15 protein-coding genes and 1 tRNA gene are annotated in these 20,334 nt (G+C 70.5%); 5 read left to right on the top strand and 11 right to left on the bottom strand.

Annotated features, from left to right (window positions below; all coding sequences use genetic code 11):
• Nucleotides 1–39 precede the first annotated feature (39 nt).
• Together AB0G47_RS09895 and AB0G47_RS09900 are read right to left on the bottom strand one after the other, a co-directional pair.
• The gene (locus AB0G47_RS09895) at nt 40–1,509 is read right to left on the bottom strand and encodes an MFS transporter (RefSeq protein ID WP_360766240.1); all 1,470 of its coding nucleotides are present in this window, start codon (nt 1,507–1,509) and stop codon (nt 40–42) included.
• 94 nt (nt 1,510–1,603) lie between these two features.
• Nucleotides 1,604–2,062, bottom strand: a complete 459-nt coding sequence (locus AB0G47_RS09900; RefSeq protein ID WP_360766242.1) for a hypothetical protein — start codon at nt 2,060–2,062, stop codon at nt 1,604–1,606.
• Nucleotides 2,063–2,389: 327 nt separating this feature from the next.
• Here AB0G47_RS09900 and AB0G47_RS09905 point away from each other — a divergent pair.
• Both AB0G47_RS09905 and AB0G47_RS09910 read left to right on the top strand, forming a co-directional pair.
• Nucleotides 2,390–2,461 (top strand) — tRNA-Cys (locus AB0G47_RS09905).
• Between the two features lie 294 nt (nt 2,462–2,755).
• Nucleotides 2,756–6,073, top strand: coding sequence for a S8 family serine peptidase (locus tag AB0G47_RS09910; protein WP_360766245.1), 3,318 nt, complete (start codon nt 2,756–2,758; stop codon nt 6,071–6,073).
• A 76-nt stretch (nt 6,074–6,149) separates the two neighbouring features.
• Here the strand turns inward: AB0G47_RS09910 and AB0G47_RS09915 are convergent, their stop codons facing one another.
• The 8 genes from AB0G47_RS09915 to AB0G47_RS09950 all read right to left on the bottom strand — a co-directional run bounded on the left by AB0G47_RS09915 (nt 6,150) and on the right by AB0G47_RS09950 (nt 16,886).
• Entirely contained in the window at nt 6,150–7,103 is a 954-nt protein-coding gene (locus AB0G47_RS09915; protein WP_360766248.1) for a GNAT family N-acetyltransferase, read from the bottom strand.
• A gap of 957 nt (nt 7,104–8,060) precedes the next feature.
• The gene (locus tag AB0G47_RS09920; protein WP_360766250.1) at nt 8,061–8,603 is read right to left on the bottom strand and encodes an AAA family ATPase; all 543 of its coding nucleotides are present in this window, start codon (nt 8,601–8,603) and stop codon (nt 8,061–8,063) included.
• The gene (locus AB0G47_RS09925) at nt 8,603–10,915 is read right to left on the bottom strand and encodes a molybdopterin cofactor-binding domain-containing protein (RefSeq protein ID WP_266866461.1); all 2,313 of its coding nucleotides are present in this window, start codon (nt 10,913–10,915) and stop codon (nt 8,603–8,605) included. Before AB0G47_RS09925 ends, AB0G47_RS09920 begins: the two co-directional genes overlap by 1 nt.
• Nucleotides 10,912–12,489 carry a (2Fe-2S)-binding protein gene (locus AB0G47_RS09930; protein ID WP_360766253.1) on the bottom strand — a complete coding sequence of 526 codons (1,578 nt, stop codon included), beginning with the start codon at nt 12,487–12,489 and terminating at the stop codon, nt 10,912–10,914. Before AB0G47_RS09930 ends, AB0G47_RS09925 begins: the two co-directional genes overlap by 4 nt.
• On the bottom strand, nt 12,486–13,388 hold the full coding sequence (locus AB0G47_RS09935; protein ID WP_266866457.1) for an FAD binding domain-containing protein: 903 nt from the start codon (nt 13,386–13,388) through the stop codon (nt 12,486–12,488). The genes AB0G47_RS09930 and AB0G47_RS09935 overlap by 4 nt, the downstream gene beginning before the upstream one ends.
• 297 nt (nt 13,389–13,685) lie before the next feature.
• A complete protein-coding gene (locus AB0G47_RS09940; protein WP_360766256.1) occupies nt 13,686–15,311 on the bottom strand; it encodes a beta-N-acetylhexosaminidase in 1,626 nt (541 codons plus the stop codon).
• A 95-nt stretch (nt 15,312–15,406) separates the two neighbouring features.
• On the bottom strand, nt 15,407–15,703 hold the full coding sequence (locus AB0G47_RS09945; RefSeq protein ID WP_135336496.1) for a DUF3039 domain-containing protein: 297 nt from the start codon (nt 15,701–15,703) through the stop codon (nt 15,407–15,409).
• Nucleotides 15,690–16,886 carry an MFS transporter gene (locus AB0G47_RS09950; RefSeq protein WP_360766260.1) on the bottom strand — a complete coding sequence of 399 codons (1,197 nt, stop codon included), beginning with the start codon at nt 16,884–16,886 and terminating at the stop codon, nt 15,690–15,692. The genes AB0G47_RS09945 and AB0G47_RS09950 overlap by 14 nt, the downstream gene beginning before the upstream one ends.
• 114 nt (nt 16,887–17,000) lie before the next feature.
• On the opposite strand from AB0G47_RS09950, the gene AB0G47_RS09955 reads away from it, so the two are divergent.
• Together AB0G47_RS09955 and AB0G47_RS09960 are read left to right on the top strand one after the other, a co-directional pair.
• Complete coding sequence (locus tag AB0G47_RS09955; protein WP_360766262.1) at nt 17,001–17,903, top strand: LysR family transcriptional regulator; 903 nt, start codon at nt 17,001–17,003, stop codon at nt 17,901–17,903.
• Nucleotides 17,900–18,037 carry a hypothetical protein gene (locus AB0G47_RS09960; RefSeq protein ID WP_360766265.1) on the top strand — a complete coding sequence of 46 codons (138 nt, stop codon included), beginning with the start codon at nt 17,900–17,902 and terminating at the stop codon, nt 18,035–18,037. Before AB0G47_RS09955 ends, AB0G47_RS09960 begins: the two co-directional genes overlap by 4 nt.
• A gap of 77 nt (nt 18,038–18,114) precedes the next feature.
• Here the strand turns inward: AB0G47_RS09960 and AB0G47_RS09965 are convergent, their stop codons facing one another.
• Nucleotides 18,115–18,723: a YqgE/AlgH family protein gene (locus tag AB0G47_RS09965; protein ID WP_360766268.1), complete on the bottom strand. Its 609-nt coding sequence runs from the start codon at nt 18,721–18,723 to the stop codon at nt 18,115–18,117.
• Between the two features lie 244 nt (nt 18,724–18,967).
• On the opposite strand from AB0G47_RS09965, the gene murA reads away from it, so the two are divergent.
• Nucleotides 18,968–20,311: a UDP-N-acetylglucosamine 1-carboxyvinyltransferase gene (gene murA / locus AB0G47_RS09970; protein ID WP_360766271.1), complete on the top strand. Its 1,344-nt coding sequence runs from the start codon at nt 18,968–18,970 to the stop codon at nt 20,309–20,311.
• Nucleotides 20,312–20,334: the final 23 nt, after the last annotated feature.

A 20,334-nucleotide genomic window follows, 5' to 3' on the forward strand; every position in this document is an offset into this window, starting at 1 on the left:
GGAGTCCGGGCCGGGTGCGACGGGTGTCACATGACCCGCTCAGTCCATACGTTCCTTGAGCCGCGTCCCCACCCACGCCCCCACCAGGGCGACTGCCGCCATCGGCAGGAAGACGGCGACGAAGGCCGCCGGATGGGACCCGCCCGCCTCGCCCACGCCGTGCCCCGCGCCCACCATCCCGCCGCCCAGCGCGGCGAAGGCGGCCCCTCCGGCGGCGAGCAGCAGGGCGTTGGAGAGGCCGTCGGAGATCTGCAGGGCGGCGGAGTTGGCGCCCGCGTCCTGCGGCGCCGAGAGCCTGAGCAGCAGCACGCTGGTCGATGCGATGACCATGCCCATGCCGAAGCAGCCGAAGGCCCAGGCGACGGCGACGATCCACACGGGCACGGCATGGATCAGCACGCTGGGCGCGGCGACGATGGCGGAGGCGACAAGCACCATCCCCACCACCATCAGCTTGCTCCGGTGCGGCTCCATGCGCGGCCGCGACTGTACGTACGACCCGAGCGCCCAGGTGGCGCCGCCCACCGCCAGCGAGAGCCCGGCCATGGTCGGGCTGAGCCCCCGCTCGGTGACCAGCATCAGCGGCACGAAGGACTCGGCGGCGATGAAGGACCCCGCGGCGATGCCGCGCAGCAGCACGACGGAGGGCAGCCCGCGCACAGCCCGATAGGTCCCGCGGGGCAGCAGCCCGAGGACGGCCGGGACGAGTACGGCGGCACCGACCGCCGCAGGGAGCAGCGACAGCCAGCGCAGATCCTGCCCCGCGTACTGCAGGAGCCCGGCCCCCAGCGAGATCCCCAGGGCGAGCCGGATGCGCCGCCGGTCGAAGGCCTCGACGGGGGCGGCGGGGTCGACGGGCCCGGAGGCGGTGCGCCGGATGGCGGGCAGCGCGAGCGCGAGCGGCCCGACAACAAGAACAGGGATCCCGACGAAGACCCAGCGCCACCCCAGGTGCTCGGTGACGGTCCCGGAGACCAGCGGCCCGACGACGGACGGCACGACCCAACTGGCCGCGAACGCAGCGAGGATGGACGCCCGCAGATGCTCCGGATAGGCCCGACTGACAACGACGTACAGCGCAACAATGACAAGCCCGCCCCCGAGCCCCTGCACGGCCCGCCCGAGGATGAACATCCACATGGCCCCGGCGGTCCCGGCGAGCAGCAGCCCCGCGGCGAAGGCGGCGATCCCGCCGGCAAGCGGCCCGAGCGGCCCGCGCCGATCGGCCCACTGCCCGGCAAGCACCATGCCGAAGAGACTGGTGGTGAAGTAGGCGGAGAAGGCGAAGGCATACAGCGACACCCCGTCCAGCTCACGGGCGGCGACCGGCATGGCGGTCCCGACGGCGGTCGCCTCGAAGGCGATGAGCAGAACGACGGAGACGATGCCGAAGCTGAGCGCGCGATAGGGCTTGCGCAGCACTCCTCCACCCTTGGAGCCCTCGGGCGGCGATATCGGTGTCGGTACGTCGGGGGTGACGTCGGTGTCACCGGGTTCCAGGGCGGTCATGCCGGCCAGCGTAAGGGCCGTAGCGACCGGTGACCCCTGTCCGGAGGCGGTGATCCGCTGGTCCGTTGGTCGTACGCCTCCGACTCCCCGCGGATCAGCAAGTGCCGTCGGCGACCTCGGCGCTCACGAGATAGTCCGTGCGCGAGACGTGCATGCAGTAGACGTCCTTGGTGTGGGCGGTGCTGACTTCGTAGCGGTCGTCGGACGCCTCATGCACGCGGAGTCCGATCGCATGGGCCGGCCCCTCACCGGTGGCCTCGATGGCACGTTCTATGCGCCCCGCGTAGCCACTGCCGTAGCCGCTCTCGAGTCCCTCCGGACTGTCGTCGTAAGCGCCGTCGAGCTCGTCGGTGACCGCGTATACGGCATCACGGAGCTCACCCTCGCTCCACCGCGTACTCGCGTAGAAGTAATAGACCCCGCCACCGGCGAGGAGCAGCAGCACCACGATGAGGAACAGCCCCACAGGGCTGTTGGCGTTCAAGACGTACCGGCTCGTGCCCCAGTTGCTGCGGACGAAGACGGGCTCCTGGGCGTCGTTTGGGCTGCTCATGCCAAGAACTTTACGATCCCCCGTTCCCGGATGCGTACGTCATCGAGGCGACCGACGCGCGGGCGGACCGCCACCCGCCGGCCGAACCCCAACCACCCTCCCCAGAGGCCGAGTCGGGCAGAGGGCTGCTCCTGGTCGCGGCACTGTCCGACCGGTGGGGTACGGAACCGGGACCGGCCCCCTGCAAGACAATCTGGGCGGAAATCGGAACCGCCCCGCCCACCCCCCATTCATGAACGCCATATGGCAGTCCCGTTGCAGCCGTGGCTGACCCCTTGAGCGGCACCGACGGCCACGGCTACGTTCGAGGGGTCGAGTCAGCGACTTGGCCGTGTGCCCGAGTGGTTTAGGGACTCGCCTGCAAAGCGAGTTACGTGGGTTCGATTCCCGCCACGGCCTCAAAGAACCGGCCCAAGCCGGAGCGCGTACCGGCGCCTCCGAACGAAGAGGTGACTCCCTTGGAGTCACCTCTTTTTCATTCCCTTTTCCTTGCGCCGGGTTCCCGTGAAGCATCTCTCATTTTCTCCTGGGAACCACACGAACACGTAACTCCAACTACTCGTTCCAGTAACGGAGTTGGGCTGCCCCTCGCATTTCTCCACATATTCCGGAGACAGTTCTGCCACACCGATTGGCACCTCGACTCCAGGGGGAGAATTGCGTATTCACGCGAAGAGAGCGTGCACGGCCGCCATGGCCGCGGCCACCGCCGTTGCCCTCGCCTCGGGCATGACCGGCCCGGCAGCGGCGAAGGCGGATCGCGACCGCGAGCGTGCGGCGACAGCAACGGCAGCACAGGGCGAGGCGCACACGCCCGCCACCGCCAGGCATCGCATCACCCTCATCACCGGCGACCGCGTGAGCGTCGACGCCAAGCGCCGCGTCACCGCGATCGAACCGGCCGAGGGACGCGAGCGCATACCCGTACGGACGCTTCGTACGCCGACGGGCCACACACTGGTGATCCCGGCCGACGCACAGCGTCTGATCACCACTGGCAAGCTCGACCAACGCCTTTTCGACATCACCGAGTTGAGCAAGAAGGACAACCGCAGGGCCCAGCAGAAGGGCCTCAAGCTGATCGTCGACTACAAGGGCGCCGCCGGGTCCCGGTCCGATCTGCGGGCCGCCGGTGACACGACCGTCCGCCGGACCCTGAAGACCCTGAACGCCGACGCCATCACGACCCCGAAGCGGGACGCACCCGACCTGTGGAAGGCCCTCACCGCCGAGCGGGGCGGCTCCACCGCGTCCGGCATCGAGCGGATCTGGCTGGACGGCACCCGCAAGGCGAGCCTCGACAAGAGCGTGCCGCAGATCGGCGCACCCAAGGCGTGGCAGGCCGGCTTAGACGGCAAGGGCGTCAAGATCGCCGTCCTGGACACCGGCGTCGACGCACCCCACCCGGACCTCAAGAACCAGGTCGGCGCCGAGAAGAACTTCACGACCTCGCCCGACACCAAGGACCGCTACGGCCACGGCACGCACGTCGCCTCCATCGCGGCGGGCACGGGCGCCAAGTCCGGCGGCAAGCTCAAGGGCGTGGCACCCGGCGCCACACTCCTGAACGGCAAGGTCCTCGACGACGGCGGCTCCGGTGACGACTCCGGGATCATCGCCGGCATGGAGTGGGCGGCCGACCAGGGCGCCGACATCGTCAACCTCAGCCTCGGCGGCGAGGACGACCCCGATGTCGACCCGCTCGAAGCCACCGTGAACAAGCTCTCCAAGGACAAGGGCATCCTCTTCACGATCGCCGCGGGCAACTACGGGTATCCCGGCAGCGTCGACTCGCCCGCCAGCTCGGACGCGGCCCTCGCCGTCGGCGCGGTCGACGACAACGACAAGCTCGCCGAGTTCTCCAGCCAGGGCCCGCGCGTCGGCGACGGCGCCATCAAGCCCGACGTGACGGCCCCCGGCGTGGACATCACCGCGGCCGCCGCACCCGGCAGCATCATCGAGAAGGAGGTCGGCCAGAAGCCCGAGGGCTACCTGACAATCTCCGGTACGTCGATGGCGACCCCGCACGTGGCAGGGGCGGCCGCCCTGCTGAAGCAGCAGCACCCGGACTGGAAGCACGCCGAACTGAAGGGTGCGCTGACCGCATCCACGAAGGACGGCGGCCACAAGTACACGCCGTACCAGCAGGGTTCGGGACGCATAGCCGTCGACAGGGCCATGAAGCAAACCGTCGTCGCCAAGCCCGTGTCCCTCAACTACGGCACCCAGCAGTGGCCGCACACCGACGACAAGCCGGTCACCAAGAAGGTGACGTACAAGAACACCGGCAGCGAGGCCATCACCCTGGACCTCACCGTGCAGGCCACGAACCCCAAGGGCGATCCGGCCCCGGCGGGCTTCTTCAAGCTGGGCGCGAAGACCGTGAAGGTCCCCGCGGGCGGCACGGCGGCCGTCGACCTGACCGCCGACACGAAGCTCGGCGGCGCGGCCGTCGGGACGTACTCGGCGTACGTCGTGGCGACCGGCGCGGGCCAGACGGTCCGCACGGCGGCCGTGGTCGACCGTGAGATCGAGCGGCACGAAGTGACGATCAAGACGATCGGCCGCGACGGGAAGCCGGCGCCGCACTACGAGCCGCTGCTCACGGCCGTCACCGGAGGCGACAAGAGCCAACACTTCTTCCCGTACGACAAGTCCGGCACGGCCAAGGTGCGGGTGGCGAACGGCAGTTACCTCATGGACTGGTCGGTCTTCGTCGACCCGGACAACACCGCCAAGGGCACAGACTGGCTGGTCCGGCCGAAGCTGACCGTCGACAAGGACATGACGGTGACGCTGGACGCCCGCAAGGCGAAGCCGGTCGACGTCAAACTCGCGGTCCCCGGCGCCAAACAGATCTCCGCCAGCTCCAGCTATAGGTACCAGGACTACAGCGGGATCCCCATGGGCGAATCCGACAAGGGCCTGCGCACCGCGCACCTCGGCCCTGAGGCCCCGGACGGCTTCAACCAGCAGTGGCTCGCGACGTGGACGAAGGGCGCGGACACTCAGTACGACATGTTCTTCGGCGGCGAGGTCAAGAAGCTGGCGACCGGCTACACCAAGCGCCTCGAGCCCGCCGACTTCGCCACGGTGAAGGTCGGCATGGGCGCGTCGTCCCCCGGCCGGAAGGGTTCGGTGTTCCCCTTCGGCCACGTCCCGGGGGCGACCGGCACCGCGCGGATCCTGCCGGAGCAGAAGCTGCCGCGCACCAGGACGCTGCACCTGTCCGCGCTCGACGCGACGAAGTGGCACTTCGAATTCGAGCAGTACGGCGACAAGGACGAGCAAGGCGATCCGATGGTGGAAGGCTTCTGGGCGGCCTTCCCGCCCAAGACCTTCAAGGCGGGCAAGACCTACCGGGAGACCTTCAACACCGGCGTCTTCGGCCCCGCTCTCGGCGCCGGCACGGGCATCTCCCGCAAGGGCGACGAGCTGGGCGCCGACATCCCCCTCATCGCGGACGGCAAGGGCCACCTGGGCTCGTCCGAATACTCGGCAGGGAAGTCGACGCTGTACCGCAACGGCACGAAGATCGCCGAGAACGACGATCCGGTGACCGGCAGCAGGCCCTTCAAGGTCCCCGCGGGTGAGGCGGACTACAGGCTGACGACGTCCATGAAGCGCAGCACGAAGCTGTCGCGGGTGACAACACGCGTGGACGCGAGCTGGACGTTCAGCTCCGCAAGGGCAGAGAACGCACAACTCCCGGCATCCACGGTCCGCTTCACCCCGAAGCTGAGCCTGGCGAGCACGGCCCCGGCAGGCGCGAGGCAGTCGATCCCGCTGAAGGTCCAGGGTCCGGCCGCAGGCCCGGGGAACCTCAAGTCCCTCACGGTGTACGCCTCTTACGACGCCGGCCGGACATGGAAGAAGACCCCGGTCACGGAAGGGAAGATCACCGTCAAGAACCCTGCCGCAGGCAAGTCAATCTCACTCCGCGCAAACCTCACGGACAAGCAGGGCAACAAGTCAACGCTGTCGATCTACGACGCGTACTTCGGCAAGTAGCAAGCAACCAGCCCTAGGCAGGCAGCAGACAGCACGTCAAGCCCGGCGGAGGGCTCCCGGGCGTGACGTGCTGCCGTCAGACGGAACGGACCAATTCCCAAGTATCGGCGGCGAAGTCAAGCCGCATGCCATGCCGCTCGTACAGACCGAGCGCCCCGCTGCTGTTGTCGGTGTCCACGCCGAGGCCGATCCGCTCACGCCCCAACGCGGCGTAGTACCCGAAGGCGTGACGCAGCAGAAAGCTGCCAAGCCCACGCCCCCGGGCCTCGCGCAGAACGCCGAGATGACCGACCCAGGCCATCGACGACCGGTCATTGTGCGTACGCACGACAGCCGCGTCCCCCAGCCCCTCCACATGGGCGATCCAGATCAACGCCCAGTCGACCCGCTCGCCGTCAAGGTCGTCCAGCCACTGTTCATACGTCCGCGCCTGAAAGTCGAAGTGCTCGGCGAAGGACGCCTGGACCAGCGCATGGGCACGGCGCCGGTCGTCCTCGGCCAGGCAGGACCGCAATGTGACACCGGGCGGTGGCGCCACCGGCTGATCGGCCGAGACGGACAGAGGCCGGTCCATCACGTGGTAACGGCGGACCACGCGCCAGCCCCGTCCACGCAGGGCCTGCAGGTCCAGGGTGGGGTTGACGCTGAGGGTCATATGGACCACGGCCTGCTCCGCCCCATTGCCAGCGGCCTGCTCAACGGCCCGCGCCTGCATCAGATCGAGCAGATACAGGGCACTTTGCGGGTGATCAGGCAACGAATAGTGATCGATGTCGACCCGCTCACCACCGGACTCATCCCACATCAGCCCGTACCCGACCAGCCGCTCACCGTCGAACGCCACCCACGAGTCCCGATCCAGATCGGTCTCCGGATGCCTCAAGTCGGCCTGAACATCGACCAGTTCGGTCTCGGCTCGCCCGATTTCCAGCAGATCGATCTCATTGAGCAGCGCGCACACGTTCACCGCATCGTCATACGTGGCCGACCGCACGGTCAGCCCCGGCGGCAGAGCGATGGGGATACTCATGCCCCTCACTCTCCGCCGCCCATCCCCCACCCCGCAACGGACTTTCCCCAGGGTGCGCCTTACGCAACGCGTGCGCCCCCCTTGTGCCAGAGCACGCTGACCCGGCGGTTCATTGGCGCCGGGGCCGCCCGGTTGTCCTGAGGTTGGCGGTTCCGGGCCGGGTGTAAAGGGCGCTCCTTCGTCGCGTCGGCTGCGCCGATTCCGCTTCGCTTCACCCTTGACACCCACCCCTCCACCGCGAGAAGGAAGACGACCGGGCGGCCACGAAGCGGGGCTCACGGGGACCACCCGGCGGGTCATCCGGCTTGTCTGCCGGGTGCGGACTAGTTCGTAGCAGCGCTGCCCGTTGGAGGGGTGGGAGGGGTGCGCGGCCGGTCCGGGGACGGGTCCCGGTCTCGTCAAGCGTCTACCGGCCGATCTTCCGGGGTGGCCGTCGCTTGCGAGGTGACCATCACCCGTCTCGGGTGGGGGTGGGGGACCTACTTTGGAAAAGTAGTGTTCTGGCACAAGGGGGGCGCGCGGCACTGCGAAACGCAACTTTGCCGAAGTAGGTTCCCCACACCCCCCTCTCCCCCGGTCAGGGCCGGGCGATCCGGTCGGCAGACGCTTGACGAAACCGGCACCCATCCCCGAGCGGACCGCGCACCCCTCCCGCCCCTTCAGCCGGCGGCACGCTGCGACGAACTAGTCCGCACCCGGCAGCGAAGCCGGATGACCCATCCCCGCAGTCCCGAGAGCCCCGCTTCGTGGCCGCCCGGTCGTCTTCCTTCTCGCGGTGGAGGGTTGGGTGTCAAGGGTGAAGCGAAGCGGAATCGGCGAAGCCGACGCGACGAAGGAGCGCCCTTGACTCCCGGCCCGGAACCGCCAACCTCAGGACAACCGGGCGGCCCCGGCAAGAACACCACCACCGGCCCAGCAAAGCCCCCGCGGGATGCCCGGCAACAAACCGCCGGGTCACTAAGAGATCCGCGCCTCGTCCAGCCCCGCCAGAACCGCGTCCACGGTCTCGTCCACCGTCAGATCAGAACTGTCCAGCCACAACCCGACCCGCGGGGTCCCACCCCGCAGCCCCGCGTCCAGATCCTCAACCGTCCAGGCCCCGTAACCCGTCTTCCCACGCCCCGCCTCCCGCGCGGCGACCGCATCCGGCCGCGGGGCAAGCACGACAACGTACACAGGACGCGTACGCAACAGCTCCACGTACGCCTTCAACTCCTCGCCCAGAATGACGTCCTGGACGACCGCGACAAAGCCCGCATCCGCGTACGCGTCCGCCGTCGACGCCGACAACCGGTACCGCAACCGGAGTTGAGCCTCCGCCTCGCCCGAGGCGCCAGGCTCGTACTCCTGTCCCCCGGACACGATCATCCGGCGGTACACATCACCCCGCACATGCGCCGCCCGCGGCAACCGCTCAGCCAACGCCTGCGCCACCGTGGACTTACCGGAAGCCATGATCCCGGTAATGACGACGACACCGCCCGCCAAGGAGGAAGACATCACGTAGCCACCGCCGCCTGCGGCCGAATCGGCAGCCGGTTGACGGGACGGCCCGTAGCCGCCCGCACCGCAGAAGCAACCGCCGCCGGCGACGCAACAACCGGCACCGCACTGGCCGCCTTCGCACCGAAGGGAGCGACGACGTCCCGCTCCTCCACCAACTTCACGATGCGAATGTCAGGAATATCCAAGGCAGTCGGCAGCGCATAGCCCGTCAAATCCGGGTGACGAACAAGCCCCCGCGGCGTCCGCAAGTTCTCCGTCAACGCCGCCCCCACCCCCTGCGTAACACCCGCCTCAATACGCGTCTTCAACTGCGCCGGATTCAGAATGCGCCCCACATCCTGAGCCACCGCCAGCTCAACGACCCGCACCGAACCGATCTCTACATCGACATCGACCACCGCACGGATCGCACAGAACGCCATCCCCACAAAGGCATCACCCTGACCGGCAGCATCCAACGGCTCCGTCGGATGCGGCCGGCACTGCGCCGTGGCCCACAACTCCTTGCCGTCCATCGCCTCCGTCACCGTCGTCGACAACACCCCGTCATACGACGTGATCTTGCCGTCGGTGATCTGAAGGAGCTCAGTGGACATACCGAACTTATGGGCAAGAGGCTGCAGCAACTGCGTACGCACCATCTTCGCCGCACGCTCCACCGCACCACCCGAAACCCACGTGTGGCGACCATGGCAACTCGGCCCCGCAGGCGGCTGGTCAGTGTCCACCGGCGCGACCCGCACATCATCGATCCCCAGCGTCTCCTGAACGATCTGACGAGCCAGAGTCGTAAAACCCTGCCCCGTCTCGACCGCCGCACAGATCACCGTGGCGACACCGTCCTGGACCTTCACCGTGGCCGTGGAAACCTCGTCCGCACCCTCGGCGCCCAGGAGTTGAACCATCCCGAGGCCATAGCCGACGCCCCGCCGCACGGCCGCAGGATCCCCCGCACCCTCAGGGCCACCAGGCAGCAGCCACTCGTCCTCGGGCGTGTCCTTCGGCAGCTCGGGAAGCGGGAAGTCCCGTACCGCGGTGAGGAGTTCCGCGACCGGCGCCGGGCACGTCACGGTCTGGCCGGTGGGCAGGATGTCCCCGGTGGCCATCGCGTTGCGCAGCCGCACCTCGGCCGGATCGATGCCCAACTTCTTCGCGATCTTGTCCATCTGGGCTTCGTACGCCGCGCACACCTGCATGGCACCCTCGCCCCGGACATGCCCGGACGGCGGATTGTTCGTACGCACAGCCCAGCCTTCAATAAAGGCGTTCGGCACCACATACGGTCCACACGCAAACGAAACAGCCGCTGCCAACGCATCCGACGACGTGTCCGCGTACGCACCCGCGTCGAGCAGGACCTGCGCCTCCACCTTCACCAACTTGCCCTCGGCGTCCGCGTGATGGCGGTAGCGGAGCAGCGTCGGGTGGCGGTGGGCATGCCCGAGGAAGGACTCCTCGCGCGTCGCGGTCAGCTTCACCGGGCAGCCGGTGGTCAGGGCGAGCAGACCGAGCGGCAGGTGGAAGCTCGCGTCCTCGCGGTCGGCGGTCGCGCCGGGGACACCCGTCACGACGACCTTCACGATGCCGGGGTCGATGCCGTAGCAGGACGCGGCCATGTCGCGGTCGGTGTGCGGGTCGGTGGAGGCGATGTACAGCTCCACTCCCCCGTCGGGGCGCGGCACGGCAAGCCCCGCCTCAGCGCCGATCGGCGCTGGATCCTGACGGCCGATGCGGTACAGACCCTCGACGACGAGCTCGCCCGCAGCCTCCGGGTCGCCGTGCCGCAGCGGGATGTGCCGGATCAAGTTGCCGTCGGGGTGCAGGGGTTCGGCCGCGAAAGCCTTCTCCGGGTCGGTGACCGGCTCGAGCACCTCGTACTCGACGAAGATCGCCGCGGCGGCCATCCGCGCCGTGTCCGGATGATCGGCGGCGACGGCGGCGATGGGCTCGCCGTGGTGGCGTACGACATCGGAGGCGAAGACCGGACGGTCCGGGGTCTTGCGGCCCTGCAGCGCCTCGCCGGGCACGTCCTCGTGCGTGACGACGGACCGCACGCCCGGCATCTCGCGCGCCTGCGACGTGTCGATCGACACGATCCGCGCGTGCGCGTGCGGGGAGCGCAGGACGGCCGCCCAGAGCAGCCCCTCCGCCCACAGGTCGGACGCGTAGGGGAACGTGCCCTCGGTCTTGGCGCGGGACTCGGCGGACGGCAGCGATGCGCCGATGCCGTGCGGCAGGGGTTCCGGGCCGGGCTGCGGCTCCGCTGCGGTCGCGGTGCTCGCGCCCCCCGCGGCTTCGTTGCTCACGCCTGGCCTCCGTCCTGGCCGTATGGTCCCTCGTACGTTCCTGGTCCTTCTCCGGGGCCTTCGTACGCTCCGGGGCCTTCGTACGTTCCGTCGTACGCCGCCGCGTTGACCCCGCCGGCGCCGGGGCCCGCCTGGTGCGGGATGCGCGGGACGTCCGGCGGGTCGTCGGGGCCCGACGGCTCGGCGGCGGCCGCGGACGCCTCGCGCTCGGCCACCACCTCGTGCACGGCGTCGAGCACACCCCGGTAGCCGGAGCAGCGGCAGAGGTTGCCGCACAGGGCGCGGCGGGTCTCCAGGTCGGACGGGGCGGGGTTGCCCTCCAGGAGGTCGTGCAGGGTCATCGCCATGCCCGGTACGCAGAAACCGCACTGGACGGCACCGCAGGCGGCGAGCGCGCGCTGCACGTCGGATGGCTGACCGTCGGCGGCGAGGCCCTCGACGGTGCGCACCTCGCTGCCGGCGGCGGTGGCCGCGGGCACCAGGCAGGAAGCGACGAGGCGCCCGTCCACCTGGACGTTGCAGGCGCCGCACTCGCCCTGCGAGCAGCCGTCCTTGGCGCCCGCGAGGCCGAGGCGCTCGCGCAGCACGTAGAGCAGGGACTCGCCGATCCAGGCGTCGGTGACGGGGCGGTCGGTGCCGTTGACGCGCAGGACGTACGAGCAGAGGGGGTGCTCGTCGCCGAGGTCGGCGGAGGTCGACGGGGGGTCTTCGGGGGCGGCTTCGGCCTCCGCTTCGGCTTCCGCGGCCGGGGCGGCCGGGGCCTCGGGCGACTCCACGGGGGCGTCGTCGGTCACTTCGGCCGCTACGGGCTCGGGCACAGGCTCGGGCTCAGCGACAGGCGCGGGCGCAGGCTGAGGCGCCGGCGCGGGCTCGACCGCGACCTGGGGCTCCACCTCGACCTCGGCGGCGACCTGCGGCTCCGGCTGGGGCTCAGGCTGCGGCTGCGGCTCCGGAGACCACGGCTCACCCGCCCCGGCACCCCCCGTCGCCCACGGAGCGGCCGCCCCGCCCGGCAGCGTCGCGGGCGGCGTACCGCCCCACTGAGCAGCGAGCGAGGACGTCGTGAACTCGCCCGATTCATCCGGAAGATCACCATTGGCGACGGGAATCGACCACTGCCCGGTGACATCGACGGGCGCGGGCGCCGCCGCCTCGGCCTCATGGAAGCTCCACTGCCCGGTGGCCCCATGGTCGTACGCCTGCTCAGGAACGGACGGAGCGGATGAAACGGACGGAGCAGACGGAGCAGACGGAGCGGACGGCTCGGCCGGCACCTCACCGGCAACCGGCCACTGCACGTTCTGCACACCCTGCCCGCCCTGCACACCGGAAGCCGCCCCCGCCCCGGTCACATCAGCCGGCATGACCCAGGTCCCGGTGGCCGCCGGATCCGTCGCGTCGGCGGTCGTCGGCGTGACCGTTATCTGCGGCGGCACATAGCCGTGGCCGGGCGCGGCGAGCGGAGAGCCGTCCAGGAGGCCTTCCGGCAGCTGCACGAAGGCAGTGGCGTCGGAGTCGTACTCGCCCTGCGGGTGCGGCTGCCAGCCCCCGTTGTTGTCCTGGTCGTCACTCACGACAGCGCCCTCCCCAGTGCCCGTCGGGCCAGCGCGGCGACGGTGCGCCGCAGGTGCAGTACGGCGGGCGGATGCGGCTGCGGGGAGCCGTCATCCGCCGGTGGCTGGTCGGGGATGCACGCGGCGGCGACGTACTCGCCGAAGGCCGTCAGCGCCTCCGGCACGATCGCCCGCTCGCCGTCCCAGTCGATCAGCGAGGCGACCCACTGCTCGGCCTCCAGGGGCCGCAGCGGCATCGGTGCGACGGCGCCGACCGCGCAGCGCACCCCGCGCCGCGCGGGGTCGAGCACGAGCGCGACGGACGCGATGGCCCGGCCGGGTCCTGTACGTCCCGTCGCCTTCAGGAAGACCTGCGGCGCGTGCAGCAGCGGAAGGCGTACGAAGCCGATGAGTTCGCCGGGCCGGAGCATGTCCATCCCGGCGAGCAGATGCGAGACGGGCACCTCGCGGCGTGCGCCGCCGGGGCCCGCGATGATCAGTACGGCTTCCAGGGCGGCGAGGACGGGCAGCGTGTCACCGGTCGGGCCCGCGCTTGCGATGTTGCCGCCGAGCGTGCCCGCGTTGCGGATCTGCGGGGGTCCCGCGGCGCGCGCGGCTGCCGCGAGCGCCGGGAACAGGGCCGCGAAGTCGGGCCGCCCCACGCGGGCGTGGGTGAGTCCGGCGCCGAGCAGCGCGTGACCGTCCTGGTACTGCCAGCCGCGGATCTCGCTGATGCGGCCGAGGCCGACGAGCGCGGCGGGACGCAGGAGCCCCGCGTTGACCGAAGCCATGAGATCGGTGCCGCCGGCGACGGGCACGGCGGCGGGCATCGCGGCGAGTGCCTCCACGGCCTCGTCGAGCGTTCCAGGCAGCTTCGCCGTGTGCGCGGTGAGCGCCGCCTGCGGTGCGTGCGTGGTCAAAACCGGCTGCCCCTTCCCGATGCCCGGCGGCTTTCTCGCCGTTCCCACCGTTACGCCTGTTCCGCCGTACGGTACGTGCTCACTGCCCGGACGTGGCAACTCTGGCACATGTTCCCCGGCCCTCGGCGCGGGGGTCCGCTAGGAGACATTCATCCGCAGACCTGGGAGATGTGCCGGTTTCGCACGCCCTCACCGGTCGGGGGGAATTGCCACTCTTCGGTGAACCTTGTACGACTTTCTTCCGGCCGCCCACGGTCCCAGCGCGGGCGGCCCGACACACGCTCTCTGGGGTGCCTCTCACACGTTTGGGGGCGACCCGTCGATCGGGCGTCCGAGCACACCCGGGCGGCGCTGCCACGGCAACGGGCCACCGGGCGGCCGGTAGTCGACGCCGAGGGCATCAAGTCGCATGTAATGAGAGGTCATTCGCCGCTCGAAGTCCGCGAAGTCGCGCTCGGCGGGGTCGGGGAGCGCGCTCCAGGCGACCTCGGCGAAGGCGGCGAGACGCGGGAACACCTGGTAGTCCACGCGTGCGTGGTACTCCATCACTTCCGTCCACACATTGGCCTGCGTACCGAGAACATGCCCGCGCTCGTCCTCGGTGAGCTCCGGTGGCAGCGGCTCGAAGCGATAGACGTCCTCAAGGGTGCGGACGTACCCGATGGGGGCCGGCTCGTCGGCTCCGCCGTGCTGGCGGTGGTCCAAGTACACCTGCTGCTCGGGACACATGACGACGTCGTGCCCGGCCTTGGCCGCCGCGATGCCGCCCCCGTACCCGCGCCAGGACGACACGGTGGCGCCCTCCGCGAGCCCGCCTTCCAGGATCTCGTCCCAGCCGATGAGCCGACGCCCGCGCGCGGACAGCCACTTGTCGAAGTGCCGGATGAACCAGCTCTGAAGCCCGTCCTCGTCACCGACCCCCAACTCCTTGATGCGGGCCTGCGCGGTGGGCGACTGCTTCCACTGGTCCTTGGGGCATTCGTCGCCGCCGACGTGGATGAAGGTGGAGGGGAAGAGTTCGAGCACCTCCTCGAAGACGCCCTCGTAGAAGCGGAGGGTCTCCTCGGTCGGCGCGAGGACGTTGGGGTTGACGCCCCAGGTGTCCCAGACGCCGAGGGAGGAGGTGTCGACGACGTCGGTGTTGCCGAGTTCCGGGTACGCGGCGATCGCGGCCTGCGAATGCCCCGGGATGTCGATCTCGGGTACGACGGCGATGTGCAGGGCATCGGCGTACGCGACGATCTCGCGGATGTCGTCCTGCGTGTAGTGGCCGCCGTGCGGAGTCTCGTTCCACAGCTCGGACGCGCGGTGCCCCCACTTGGAGCGCGGCCGCCAGGACCCGACCTCGCTGAGCTTCGGGTGGCGCTTGATCTCGATGCGCCAGCCCTGGTCGTCGGTGAGGTGGAAGTGGAAGACGTTCAGCTTGTGCGCGGCGAGCAGGTCGAGATAGCGCAGGACGCCGTCCTTGGGCATGAAGTGCCGGGACACGTCGAGCATCATGCCGCGCCAGCGGAAACGCGGGGCGTCCTCGATCACACCCAGGGGCAGGGTCCACTGCCGCCCGGAGCCGATCGGGGCCCGCCGGAACGCCTCGGGGCCGAGCAGCTGGCGCAAGGTCTGCGCTCCCCAGAAGACGCCGGAGGCGGCACCTCCCCGGATCTCCACACCACCCTCGGCGACAGCGAGCCGGTACGCCTCGGGGGCGAGGGCGTCGTCGATGCGCAGCGCGACCGCGCTGCCCTGCACACCGGGGGCGAGCGGAAGCCCTAGTGCGGCGCCGAGGGCCGAGCGCAGCCAGCGCTCGGTGGACTCGGTGCCGGGGGAGGCGTCGAGGAGGGTCGACGCGTCGAGGACGAAGCCTTCGCCGTGCGGGCCGCGGCCCTCGGCGCGTGCGGGCGCCGGGATGAGTTCCTCAAAGGTCATGCGGCGAGACTTCCACGCGATTGCACAACGCAAAAGGGGCGTTGCGGCACACGCAACGCCCCTCCGCACAGCAGGCAGTGGACCAGGTCCGGACGCTACTTCTTGCCGTCCTTGCCGCCCTTGTCCTTGTCGCCACCGGCGCCCATGGACTCGTAGATCTCCTTGCACATGGGGCAGACGGGGTACTTCTTCGGGTCACGGCCCGGCACCCACACCTTGCCGCAGAGCGCCACGACGGGCGTACCGTCGAGCGCGCTCGCCATGATCTTGTCCTTCTGGACGTAGTGCGCGTAGCGCTCGTGGTCGCCGTCACCGTGCGACACCTTCGGCGTCGGCTCTACGAGGGTCCCCGTACCTGCCCCGCGCTCGGGCTCGGGCTCAAGAGTGCTCATGGCATCCAAGGGTACCTACGCCTGCCGGGTCCGGGCATCGGCTGCGCCCGTATCGGGCACGCGCACCGGTCGCGGCGTGCAGCAGCAGCCCCGCCGCCGCCACCGCGGCCGCCGCCCAGGGCAGCCGGTCGGCCGGGAGTCCCGCCGACAGGGCGAGACCGGCCAGAGCGGACCCCACCGCGCTGCCCAGGTACAGCGCGGAGTTGTTGAGGGCCAGGGCCACCGTCCCGCGTTCCGCCCGCAGGGCCAGGAGGCGGTGCTGCTGGGGGACTTGGAGCGCCCAGCCCACCGCGCCCCAGACGACGAGCGCGGGGAAGGCCGCGGCGCCGAGCAGCGGAAGCGTGCCGACGGCGACGACCAGGGCCGCCATCAGACCGCCGACCAGGGCGACCGCCCTTCCCGTACGGTCCACGAGCGGCCCGGCGGCGACGCTGCCGATGACCCCGCCGATGCCCCAGGCCCACAGGTAGGGCGCGACGTCGCCCTCCCCCACGCCGCCCGCAGCGTCGAGGACCGGCGCGAGGTAGGTGTACAGGCCGAGGCTCGCGATCGCCCCGAGGAAGGAGACACCGACGACGGGTACGACACCGCGGTCGGTGAGCGCGGCGAGCCGGGCCCGCACGGGCACCGGCGGGTCGGCGGGCACGGTCGGCAGCCACCCGGCGAGCCCCGTGAGCGCGACCATGCCGAGCACGGTCACGCCCCACATCGTGGCGCGCCACCCGGCGTGTCCGGCGAGCAGCACACCGAGCGGCACCCCGAGCACCGTGCCCGAACTCATCCCGCCCATCACCAGGGCGAGCGCACGGCCACGCCGCTCCCCCGGCACGAGCGCGGCGGCGGCAGCGGTGGACAGCGCGGAGTAGACCCCGGCCCCGACGCCCGCGACGGCACGGGACAGGAGCAGCACCGCGAGCCCCGGCGCGAGGGCGGTCATCGCGTTGCCGAGGGTGAAGACGCCGAGCGCGCCGATGATGAGCACCCGGGGGCGCACGCCCGACGCCATCCCCGCGACGAGCGGCGCGCTCACGGCGTAGGCGAGGGTGAAGACGGTGACCATCTGCCCCGCGAGGGAGACGCTCGTCCCCAGGTCGGCCGCCACCACCGGCAGCAGCCCGGCCATCACATAGGCGTCGAGCCCCAATGTGAAGGCCCCCAGCATCAGCAGCCAGATCTTGCGCACAACACCCCACCCATTCCCTCGTACGAAGCGGCCTGCGAGCCGCGGGAGGGAAACGTAGGCATCGTCGCGACGCCCGCGGAAATGCCCGCGAGCACCGATTTATGCTGGGGAAACATGGATGAGCAGGCACTACGCCCGGACCTGGCCTCGATCGACCTCCGCCACCTCCGCGGCTTCCTCGCGGTGGCCGACGAACTGAACTTCACCCACGCCGCGGCGGCCCTGCGCACCGGCCAGCCCGCCCTCACGCGCACCGTCCGCGCCCTGGAGCAGGCGCTCGGCACCCGCCTGCTCACCCGCACCACGCGCCGCGTGGAACTCACCGAGGCCGGCCAACGCCTGCGCGAGGAGCTCGCCCCGCTCCTGACCCGCCTGGACGCCGTGCTGCGCGCGCCCCTCGCCGAACCGCCCCTGCTCCGGCTCGGCTTCACCTCCGTGCTGCCCGAGGTCTGCGTCGCCCTGAGCTCCGCCTTCAAGGCGGCGACCGGCGCGGGCGTCCGCCTGGTCCGGCGCGACACCCCGCTGGCGGGCCTGGAGTCGGGCGCCTGCGACATCGCGGTCGTACGGGGCGACATCCCGCCCGGCGCGGCCGTCCACACCCGCGCCCTGCTCCACGAGCCGCGCATCGCCGTGGTGGCACGCGGCGCCGCGGAGCTCGCGGGCCGCCGCGTCGTGGACTGGACGGAGCTTGCCGACGTCCCCCTGGTGGTCAACACGGTCACGGGCACCACCCGCCCCGAGCTGTGGCCCGAGGGCCGCCGCCCCCGACTCGCCTGCACCGCCGACAACTTCGACGAGTGGCTGGAGGCGGTGGCGGCAGGTCACGGCGTCGGAGTGGCCCCCGAGCCGGTGGCCCGCCGGCACACCCACCCCGCCCTGCGCCACGTACGCCTGAAGAACGCGCCGCCGGTCGCGGTGCACTTGGCGGTCCCGGCACGGGACGCGCATCCTCTGGCGGCGCGGTTCCTGCTCAACGCGCGGGTCAGCCCAGGAACTTGTACAACGCCGCCCCGATGATGACGAGGATCACGGCCCCTTCCAGCCAGTCGGAGAAGGTGAACCCCTCCGTGAACTTCCCCGACTTCCCGGAGGACTTCGTCCCGTCCTGCTCCTCAGCGCTCAACTTCCACACCCGCTTCGACGACGTCTGACTGTCACGTACGCGTCAGGACGTTATCGGTGCGGCAGACAGTTCCCCGCCGCGGGGCCAGGGGCCAGGGACCAGTGGTCAGTTCAGCGACGGATCGTCCGGATACGTCGCCACCATCGCCAGCTCGCTCCGCTGTCTCCGCAGCACCGACCGCCACAGCCGCTCCGGGTCCGGGGACGAAACGTCCCCCGGCTCCGACTCGACGACGTACCAGGCGCCCTCGACCAGCTCGTCCTCCAGCTGGCCGGGGCCCCAGCCCGCGTAACCGGCGAAGATCCGCAGGGAGCCGAGGGCGGGGGCCAGTAGCTCGGGCGGGGCGTCCAGGTCGACCAGGCCGATCGCGCCGTGCACCCGGCGCCAGGCGATGGGGTCTCCCGCGGTCGAGCGGAGCCGAGAGCTCGGGGAAGGTCCCTCGCCGCCGGGGATCACCGCGATGCCGAGCGCCGAGTCGAGCGAGACCGGGCCGCCCTGGAAGACCACCCCGGGCGAGCCCGCCAGGTCGCCCCAGCCCTCCAAAATGTCCGCGACCTCCACCGGCGTCGGCCGGTTGAGGACCACGCCGAGCGAGCCCTCCTCGTCGTGGTCGAGGAGCAGCACCACCGCGCGGTCGAAGTTCGGGTCCGCCAGGGCAGGCGTGGCCACGAGCAGCCGCCCTGTGAGCGAGGACACCTCGGTCATGAACGACATGATCCCGCATCTTTGCCCCGCGGGGGGAGGCAATGCGCGTACGCGAGTGAATGCAGCTCAGGGCGCAAAGGAGCGCCGCGAGCGCACGCCGGAAACGGTGACCCGGAGTGTCCGGTTCCGAACGGTTCGTGTTGTCACGGACTTCTGACAGGTTTGGCACGCCCTTGGCCTTACGGAAGGGGGGTACACGCCCATTACGCTTGCCCTTTGGTCCACCCGTCCATCTCATCGGAACGCGAGATTCATGACCGTCACCGACGATGTACTGCTTGTCCACGGCGGAACCCCGCTGGAGGGCGAGATCCGTGTCCGCGGCGCGAAGAACCTCGTGCCCAAGGCCATGGTCGCCGCGCTGCTCGGCAGCGCTCCGAGCCGGCTGCGCAATGTCCCAGACATCCGCGACGTACGTGTCGTACGCGGACTCCTGCAGCTGCATGGCGTCACGGTCCGCCCCGGCGAGGAGCCGGGCGAGCTGGTCATGGACCCCTCGCACGTGGAGAGCGCCAACGTCGCGGACATCGACGCCCACGCCGGTTCTTCGCGCATCCCGATCCTCTTCTGCGGCCCGCTCCTGCACCGCCTCGGGCACGCCTTCATCCCCGGCCTCGGCGGCTGCGACATCGGCGGCCGGCCGATCGACTTCCACTTCGAGGTGCTCCGCCAGTTCGGGGCGACCATCGAGAAGCGCGAGGGCGGGCAGTACCTGGAGGCCCCGCAGCGGCTTCGCGGCACCAAGATCCGGCTGCCGTACCCGTCCGTGGGCGCCACCGAGCAGGTCCTCCTGACGGCCGTGCTCGCCGAAGGTGTGACGGAGCTCTCGAACGCCGCCGTCGAGCCCGAGATCGAAGACCTGATCTGCGTCCTGCAGAAAATGGGCGCGATCATCGCCATGGACACCGACCGGACCATAAGGATCACCGGTGTCGACAGCCTGGGCGGCTACAACCACCACGCCCTCTCGGACCGCCTGGAGGCCGCCTCCTGGGCTTCCGCGGCCCTGGCGACCGAAGGCAACATCTACGTCCGCGGCGCCCAGCAGCGCTCGATGATGACGTTCCTGAACACCTACCGGAAGGTGGGCGGTGCCTTCGAGATCGACGACGAGGGCATCCGCTTCTGGCACCCGGGCGGCTCGCTCAACGCGATCGCCCTGGAGACGGACGTACACCCCGGTTTCCAGACCGACTGGCAGCAGCCCCTGGTCGTGGCGCTCACGCAGGCCGCAGGGCTCTCCATCGTCCACGAGACGGTCTACGAGTCCCGTCTCGGCTTCACGTCCGCGCTCAACCAGATGGGCGCTCACATCCAGCTCTACCGCGAGTGCCTCGGCGGCTCCGACTGCCGCTTCGGCCAGCGCAACTTCCTGCACTCCGCGGTCGTCAGCGGCCCGACGAAGCTGCAGGGCGCCGACCTGGTCATCCCCGACCTGCGCGGCGGCTTCTCGTACCTGATCGCGGCGCTCGCGGCGCAGGGCACGTCCCGCGTGCACGGCATCGACCTGATCAACCGCGGCTACGAGAACTTCATGGAGAAGCTCGTGTCACTCGGCGCGAAGGTGGAGCTGCCGGGGCGGGCACAGCTCGGCTGACATCTCGTCACGTACGCATCGTC

Origin of the sequence: Streptomyces sp. NPDC021622, from assembly GCF_040640795.1 — a bacterium.
GTDB lineage: Bacteria > Actinomycetota > Actinomycetes > Streptomycetales > Streptomycetaceae > Streptomyces.

Excerpts from the sequence above, each read along its gene's own strand:
- AB0G47_RS09895 (WP_360766240.1), bottom strand. The coding sequence starts at position 1,509 with ATGACCGCCCTGGAACCCGGTGACACCGACGTCACCCCCGACGTACCG.
- AB0G47_RS09900 (WP_360766242.1), bottom strand. The coding sequence starts at position 2,062 with ATGAGCAGCCCAAACGACGCCCAGGAGCCCGTCTTCGTCCGCAGCAAC.
- AB0G47_RS09910 (WP_360766245.1), top strand. The coding sequence starts at position 2,756 with ATGGCCGCGGCCACCGCCGTTGCCCTCGCCTCGGGCATGACCGGCCCG.
- AB0G47_RS09915 (WP_360766248.1), bottom strand. The coding sequence starts at position 7,103 with ATGAGTATCCCCATCGCTCTGCCGCCGGGGCTGACCGTGCGGTCGGCC.
- AB0G47_RS09920 (WP_360766250.1), bottom strand. The coding sequence starts at position 8,603 with ATGTCTTCCTCCTTGGCGGGCGGTGTCGTCGTCATTACCGGGATCATG.
- AB0G47_RS09940 (WP_360766256.1), bottom strand. The coding sequence starts at position 15,311 with ATGACCTTTGAGGAACTCATCCCGGCGCCCGCACGCGCCGAGGGCCGC.
- AB0G47_RS09945 (WP_135336496.1), bottom strand. The coding sequence starts at position 15,703 with ATGAGCACTCTTGAGCCCGAGCCCGAGCGCGGGGCAGGTACGGGGACC.
- AB0G47_RS09955 (WP_360766262.1), top strand. The coding sequence starts at position 17,001 with ATGGATGAGCAGGCACTACGCCCGGACCTGGCCTCGATCGACCTCCGC.
- AB0G47_RS09960 (WP_360766265.1), top strand. The coding sequence starts at position 17,900 with ATGATGACGAGGATCACGGCCCCTTCCAGCCAGTCGGAGAAGGTGAAC.
- AB0G47_RS09965 (WP_360766268.1), bottom strand. The coding sequence starts at position 18,723 with ATGTCGTTCATGACCGAGGTGTCCTCGCTCACAGGGCGGCTGCTCGTG.
- murA (WP_360766271.1), top strand. The coding sequence starts at position 18,968 with ATGACCGTCACCGACGATGTACTGCTTGTCCACGGCGGAACCCCGCTG.